At 66.2% G+C, this 650-nt stretch carries 1 protein-coding gene; it reads left to right on the forward strand.

The annotated features are described in order from the left end of the window. Nucleotides 1–17: 17 nt before the first annotated feature. Nucleotides 18–650 (forward strand): amidase family protein (locus EN969_RS34090; RefSeq protein ID WP_245467681.1); only part of this gene is annotated, 633 nt, incomplete at its 3' end.

Below are 650 nucleotides of genomic sequence, written 5' to 3' on the forward strand. Positions count from 1 at the left end.
CGCCGGACAGGTCGACCTTGCCGTCGCGCAGCAATGCCGGCGCCATTATCATCGGCAAGACCAACGTCCCCGAATTCGGGCTTGGTTCCAACACCTACAACGCCGTGTTCGGGCCGACGCTGAACGCCTTCGATCCGGCCCTGACCGCCGGAGGCTCGAGCGGCGGCGCGGCCGTTGCCCTGGCGCTCGACATGGTGCCCGTCGCCGATGGCAGCGACTTTGGCGGCTCGCTGCGCAACCCGGCCGCCTGGAACAATGTTTTTGGCTTCCGCCCGTCGCAAGGACTTGTTCCCGGCGGACCCGATTTCGAAGTCTTCCATGCGCAGATGGGCGTCGACGGGCCGATGGGCCGCAACGTCCGTGACATGGCACTGCTGCTCGATGTGCAGGCCGGTTACCACCCGCACGCGCCATTGTCCTACGAGAAACCCGGCTCGTTCCTCGAAGGGCTTGGAATACCCGCAACTGGTGGCCGCATCGCCTGGCTCGGTGATCTCGGCGGTCATCTGCCGGTTGAAACAGGCGTTCTCGGCCTGTGCGAGGCGGCACTTGGCCGCTTTGCGGAAGCGTCCTTCGCGACCGAGCCCCTGCTGCCGGATTTCGATTTCGAAGCGCTGTGGCAGGCCTTCGTGACGCTGCGCCAGGCCAGC

The organism is Mesorhizobium sp. M7A.F.Ca.CA.003.01.2.1, assembly GCF_003998945.1.
GTDB lineage: Bacteria > Pseudomonadota > Alphaproteobacteria > Rhizobiales > Rhizobiaceae > Mesorhizobium > Mesorhizobium ciceri.